This is a genomic window from Pseudomonas sp. PF05, from assembly GCF_056521845.1.
Window position 1 is genome coordinate 291,893 of record NZ_JBWLPW010000006.1, and the last position, 6,760, is coordinate 298,652.

At 61.7% G+C, this 6,760-nt stretch carries 3 protein-coding genes; 1 reads left to right on the forward strand and 2 read right to left on the reverse strand.

Features of this window, described 5'->3' with window-relative positions; all coding sequences use genetic code 11:
* Window positions 1-23 precede the first annotated feature (23 nt).
* A complete protein-coding gene (gene mscK / locus AC09SL_RS13170; protein WP_058545526.1) occupies window positions 24-3,386 on the reverse strand; it encodes a mechanosensitive channel MscK in 3,363 nt (1,120 codons plus the stop codon).
* 34 nt (window positions 3,387-3,420) lie between these two features.
* A complete protein-coding gene (locus tag AC09SL_RS13175; protein WP_058545532.1) occupies window positions 3,421-5,163 on the reverse strand; it encodes a potassium/proton antiporter in 1,743 nt (580 codons plus the stop codon).
* A gap of 307 nt (window positions 5,164-5,470) precedes the next feature.
* Here AC09SL_RS13175 and AC09SL_RS13180 point away from each other — a divergent pair.
* On the forward strand, window positions 5,471-6,760 hold a 1,290-nt coding region (locus AC09SL_RS13180), incomplete at its 3' end, for a ShlB/FhaC/HecB family hemolysin secretion/activation protein (protein WP_479571946.1).

A 6,760-nucleotide genomic window follows, 5' to 3' on the forward strand; every position in this document is an offset into this window, starting at 1 on the left:
CGATGCCCTCGGGCATTGCGCGATCAGTCGAGGGTGGCTGCCGGCGGCTCTGGCAAGGACTTGGGCCCTGGCGCGAGGGGAGGCTCGGGCGTCGTCGTCTTGTCTTGCGGCAAGACGGGCGTCAGTTTGTATTCCAGGCCCTGAACGTTTTTCAAGGAGACCTCCACCTGCCGGAACGCAATACTGATGTTGTGCTTTTTGAATTCGCGGCTGATGAACCGATTGATCTCGTCCAGTACGGGGTTGCGGTCGCCCAGGTCACGCACATGCATGCGCAGCTCATGGTCCAGGGTGCTTTCCCCGAAGTTCAGGAAGTACACCAGTGGTTCCGGCTCCTTCAGCACCCGTGGATTTTCCCGGGCTCCCTTGAGCAGCAGCTCCTTGACCAGGTCAAGGTCCGACCCGTAGTCGACACCTACCTTAAGGGTTACCCGCGTCACGGTATCGGTCAGCGACCAGTTGATCAATTGCCCGGTGATGAACGTCTTGTTCGGGACGATGATGTCCTTGCGGTCGAAGTCGGTGATGGTGGTGGCACGAATGCGAATCTTGCTGACCGTGCCCGACAGGTTGCCAATGGTGATGGTGTCGCCGATGCGCACCGGACGCTCGAACAGGATCATGATGCCGGAGATGAAGTTGGCGAAGATTTCCTGCATGCCGAAGCCCAGGCCCACCGACAGCGCGGCCACCAGCCATTGCAGTTTGTCCCAGCTCACGCCCAGGGTGGACAGGGTGGTGACGAAACCGACGCCGGCGATCACGTAGGACAGCAGCGTGGTGGTGGCATAGGAACTGCCCTGGGCCAGGTTCAGCTTTGACAGCACGAACACTTCCAACAGACCCGGCAGGTTGCGCGCCAGGGCGAAGGTGATGCCGATGATGATCAGCGCGCCGAGCATGTCGCCGATGCTGATAGGCACCATGCTCGTGGCGGCGCCGCTGCCGCTGGTGTACTCATAGAGGGTGATGTTGTCCAGGTAGGAGAACACGCTGATCAGGTCCGACCAGACCCAGTACAGCGCTGCGATGAAACCGCCGAGCAACGCCAGGCGAATCAGGCGCAGGGATTGTTCGTTGACCTTTTCGATGTCCAGCGTTGGCTCTTCGATCACCGCTTCGCCGTCGCCGGCCTCCTTGGCCGCCTGGCGCTTGGCCAGGGCGCGCTGGTAGGCCAGGCGCCGTGCCGCGACCGACAGGCCACGGACGAAAGTGGCCTCGATCACCAGCCAGAACATCAGCAGGTACAGGGTATTGATCAGCCGGTCGCTGAGTTTCAGCGCGGTGTAGTAGTAGCCAAAGCAGACCGCCACGAACAATGCGATCGGCAGGGCGGTGAACATCACCCCGACCGCCTTGCGAAACAGCGAGGTGTTCTTGTGGGTCGGGCTGCTGAGGAGCAGGCGGCTGAGCAGCCAGGCCATCGAGGCATAGCAGGTCAGCACCACCGGCATGCCGAGCACGTCATCGGCCAAGGCCGACGGTTGCAGTTCCGCCACGGCCACCACCGCCACCAAGGCCAACACCACCAGCCCGAGCCGACGAATCCAGCCCTGGAGGAATTCCACCTGGGGTTTTTCCCAACGGAAATGCAACTCGGCCACGCCGCCGGGGGAAAGGATCCGATAGGCGGTATAGAACACCAGCCAGGCTTGCCCGATCTGCAGCAGCGCCGCGCCAAGGTTGGTGTTCTGGCCGCGGGCGTCGATCTGCAAGGCATAACCGCACAGGGCCAGCGCCAGGGCCACCGGCATCGCCAGCAAGATATTGATCAGGATCGCCTGGGGTGTATGCCACTGGCTGTCGCGCTTGAAGTGGCCGACATCCTGGTGAACCTTGTTCAAGCGGGCATAAAGGTTCTTGCGTCGCCACAGCAGCGCACCGATCAGCAATGCCAGGGGCAGGAACAGCAGCGGCCGCTGAGTCAGGCCGTCGGCCAGTTCGCTGAGGCTCGAGGCCCAGGGCAGTGAGTCAACCTGTTTCTCCAGGCGCATCGGCACGCCGCGCATCCAGTCGAAATCCAGCGGTTTGTTGCTGGGGATCCAGAACATTTGCTCTTCGAGGGTCTCTCGCAGGTTCTGGGCGGTGCTGAGCAGTTGTTTCTGGTTGAGCTGCAAGGTGATGGATTCGTTGAGTACCGCACTCAATTCGCGGTTCAGGCGTTCCAGCAGGTCGACGCGGGTCAGTGCCAGGTCCAACAGCGTCTTGCGCAACTGCGGTGTCGCTTGCTCCGACGGCTGGGAGGCCAGCAGGCTGTCGACATAGGCGCTGGGATTATTCAACAGCTCGCGCTGCTGGCTGACTTCGAACTGGTACAGGCGGATGTCGGCGATCTGGTCGGCCAGGTTCTGGTCCAGCTTCAGGCGCGGCAGGCTCTGGCGTTGCTTGTAGAGGATCTTGGAGAGCAGCAGGCTGCCCTTGAGCACGCTGATCTGCTCGTCCAGGGCGGCGTCGGTCTGGGTGACGCTGTCCAGCAGTTGCTTGGTCTGCAGGTTCTGCTGGGTGACTTCGTTGAGGCGGTCGGTGCTTTTGAGCAGGTAGTCGGAGAGCTTCAGGTTGGCCGCGCTTTCGGTTGCCAGCAAGCTGCTGCCGCCGGCCTTCTGGGCTTCGATGGATTGCTGGGTCACCGTCTCCTGTGACTGGGCCAGGCGCTTCTGGTTGATCAGGTTTTGCAGCTCCTGGATCTCCTGCTCCATGCGGTCGATTTTTTCCGACAGCAAGTCGTGCTGGCTATTGCCCAAATCTTGCAACTGGCTGTTGCCAGCCAGTTCCTGGCGACGCAACGGGATCAGCGCATTGAGTGCCGCCAGCTCGGCGTTGAGCTGGTCGCGTTGTTCGCCGCTCAAGGTCTTGCCGGCGTCCCTGCCGGCCTTGAGGGTGGCGTTGATCTGCTGGATGCGGCTCTGGCTGTTGGAAATTTCCCCCTGGGCCCGCTCGGGTCGTGTCTGGGCGGTGATGACCAGGCTGTTGGCCTCGGCCAGGGCTTTTTGCAGGTCGCCCTGCTGGGCGGAGCGATCCGTGAGCATTTGCTCGAGCTGGGGAATCGGCAGGTTGGCGTAGCGTTGCGCCACCGGTACCACCGCCGTGCCCTTGAGCCGCGCCAGTTCGCGCTGGTTCTCGATGTTCTGCTTGGGCGCAGTGGCCAGTTGCTGTTTGAGCGCCTGCAGCTTCTGTTCGTACTCGGCTTTTTTGTTGAGTTGGGTCAACGTGTTCTGCAAGACCGCCTGCAGGGCTTTCTGCTCGGCTTCCGGCAGTTTGCGGTCGGCGATCTTGTCCAGGCTGGCCTGCACCGAAGCGCTGGTGGGAAGGTCAGCGGCTTGCAGGGTGCAGACAGAGAGACTCAGGCCCAGCAGGGCGATGACGAAAAAGGAGCGCAGGGTAGGCATAGAGACCGGTCGAGCAAGTGAGAGTGGGAGCAGTTTAGAGGAACAAGCCGGGACCCGGGCGACTTCCTTCGGGGAATCTGACGCCCACTTTGCCGATCTTGTTCCCGTCCATGACTGCGACGGTCCACAGGGTGTTGTTCCAATCCACCTGGTCGCCGACCACTGGAGCGCCACCGACTTTCTGGGCAATGAAACGGCCCAGGGACATGTCGGGATCGATGCCGTCCAGTTTCAGTCCGTACAGCGCCGCAACCGCGGCCAGCTGGGCGTCTCCTTCGAGTACGAAGTCGCCGAAGAAACGCAGATCCAGGCCCCGTTGCGGCGCTTGGCTGAACAGTTTTCCCAGGGCCGGCAAGTCGTGTTCATGGCCGATGACACACAACAAATCATCGACTTCCAGCACCGTACTACCCGACGGATGGAGCAGTTGCTGGCCACGAAACAGGGCAGCGATGCGCGTGCCGTCCGGCATTTTCAGGTCCCGCAGGGGCGAGCCGATGCACCATTTTTCCGCGCCCAGGCGATAGATGAACAGCTCCCACTCGCTGGTGACGTGGACTTCCAGCGCCGCCCGGGAAATCGGCAGCGGCTCGGGCGGGACGGTCACGTGCAGCAACTTGGCGACCCACGGCAGGCTCGTGCCCTGCACCAGCAGCGAGACCAGCACGATAAAGAACGCCAGGTTGAAATAGAGCTGGGCGTGGGGCAACCCAGCCATCAACGGGAACACCGCCAGGATGATCGGCACCGCGCCGCGCAGGCCGACCCAGGAAATGAACGCTTTCTCGCGACCGTGGAACGCCTTGAACGGCAGCAGGCCGACCACGACCGACAGCGGACGCGCAAACAGAATCATCCACAATGCCAGGCCCAGGGCGGGCAGGGCGATGGGCAGCAGGTCGTGGGGCGTGACCAGCAACCCCAGCACCAGGAACATGCCGATCTGCGCCAGCCAGGCCATGCCATCGAGCATGTGCAGGATACCGTGGCGGCTGCGCACCGGACGGTTGCCGATCACCAGGCCGCACAGGTACACCGCGAGGAAGCCGCTGCCGTGCAGGGCGTTGGTCAAGGCAAATACGGCCAGGCCGCCGCTGATGACCAGGATCGGGTACAGGCCGTTGGCCAGGTTGATGCGATTGACCAGTTGCAGCATCAGCCAGCCGCCGCCCAGGCCGATCACCGCACCGATACCAAACTCGCGCACCAGATGCCCCACCAGGCTCCAATGCAGGCCGGTTTCGCCACTGGCGAGCATGCCGATCAAGGTGACGGTCAAGAATACCGCCATGGGGTCGTTGCTACCGGACTCGATCTCGAGGGTGGCGCTGACCCGCTCATTCAGGCCCTTGCCGCCCAGCAGCGAAAACACTGCCGCGGCGTCGGTGGAGCCGACGATGGCGCCAATCAGCAGGCCCTGGATCAGGTTCAGGTTGAACAGCCACGCCGCCGCCAGGCCGGTCAGCCCGGTGGTGATCAATACCCCGACCGTGGCCAGCGACAACGCCGGCCACAGCGCCACGCGAAAGCTCGAGACCCGCGTGCGCAAGCCGCCGTCCAACAGGATGACCGCCAATGCGAGGTTGCCGACCAGATAGGCCGTGGCGTAGTTATCGAAAAGAATACCGGCGCCGTCGACACCGGCCGCCATGCCCACGGCCAGGATGATCACCAGGATCGGGATGCCCAGGCGCGACGAAAGAGAACTCACCAGAATGCTCGCACCCACCAGCAACGCGCCGATCAAGAACAGGCTGTTGATGGTCGTCGCAGTCAAAGGCAGTACTCCGGGAATCTTGAGGGACAGGCACAAACTGACCATGCAGTCTGCGTGCCAGCGATTCTAACCTGTTGAAATGTGATGCTGTCAAAAAAGGTTTGGGCGTCTTCCTTCTAGCCTTGCGCCTGCCAGACCGTTTCGCAGGCGATTGTGCTTTAGACGAGTTATTTCGTAACCGGATATGGGAAACAGCTGATAACAAACCAGCAGCTCCATTGGGCCAATCCAATGTTGACTCCCGCAGGGGCGCTCCCTAGTATCCGCCCGCTATTTTGGATGCCGCTTCTTGCTCGAGGGATCGAACATGTCTTTACCCGCCCTGTGGGCGAGGTTGTGCCTGGCTTTGCTCTGCCTTTCTCCGCTTTCCCCTGTTTATGCCGCGCCAACCCCTGGCGACACTGACCTTATCCGCGAACGCCAGAATCGCCTGCTCGAAGAGCAGCGTCGGCGCCTCGAAGAACTCAAGGACCTGCCAGGCAAAGAAGCAAAGCCAGTCCCGCCGGCAAAACCTGCCGATACCCGTTGCTTCCTCATCAAGACCATCGAACTCAAAAGCGCCGATGCCCTGTCCGAGCGCGAGCGCCAACGCTTGCTCAAGCCCTACATCAATCAGTGCCTGGGCGTGCCGCAGCTTAACGAGCTGCTCAAGACCGTTACCGATGCGTACCTGGAAAAGGGCTTGGTCACGAGCCGTGCCTATTTGCCACAACAGGATTTGTCCAGCGGGCATCTGCAGGTGCTGGTAGTCGAGGGACGGCTTGAGAGCCTGAAGGGCGCCGAGGACAGCGGACTCTCCGAGCGGGAGCTGACCATGAGCTTTCCGGGCAAGCCGGGCGATTTGCTCAATCTGCGGGAGATCGAGCAAATGATCGATCAACTGAACCGCCTACCCTCCAACCGTGTGGAAATGGAGTTGGCGCCAGGGCAGAACATCGGCGGCAGTGAAGTGCTGGTCAAGAACACCGCGCAGAAACCTTGGCGCGCCGGTATGTCACGGCATAACGATGGACAAAAGAGCACCGGTGAGCAGCAATGGGGCGTCTCCCTGGACTGGGACAATCCCTTGGGCCTGGCCGATCAATTGGCCTTGCGCGGCGGCCACGATGCCGTCAGCGACCATCAGAAAACCTCGCGCAACGCCATGTTCTATTACAACTTGCCGTTTGGCTGGTGGAACCTGAGCTACAGCTATAGCCAAAGCGAGTACCGGACGCCGGCGCAGCTCAACGGCTTTACCTTCAAGCAGACCGGCGACAGCCAGAGCCATCAGTTTCGCCTGGAGCGGGTGGTGCATCGTGACGCGGTGAGCAAGACTTCCTTGAACACAGGCCTGGCGTACCTGCGTACCAATAACTTTTTCGAAGACAGCAAGCTCGATGTGAGCAGTAACCGCATCAGCGAGGCGCAGTTCGGCATCAACCATGGCCGGCGAGTGGGCAATGCCTTCGTCAACCTCGACCTGGGCCTGCAACAAGGTATCGGTGCCCTCGATGCCCAGGGCGATCATGAGCCGGGCCCTGGAGTGCCAGATGCGCGCTATCGCAAATACACCGCGACCCTCAGCTATTTGCAGCCCTTCATGCTGGGCGGCGAG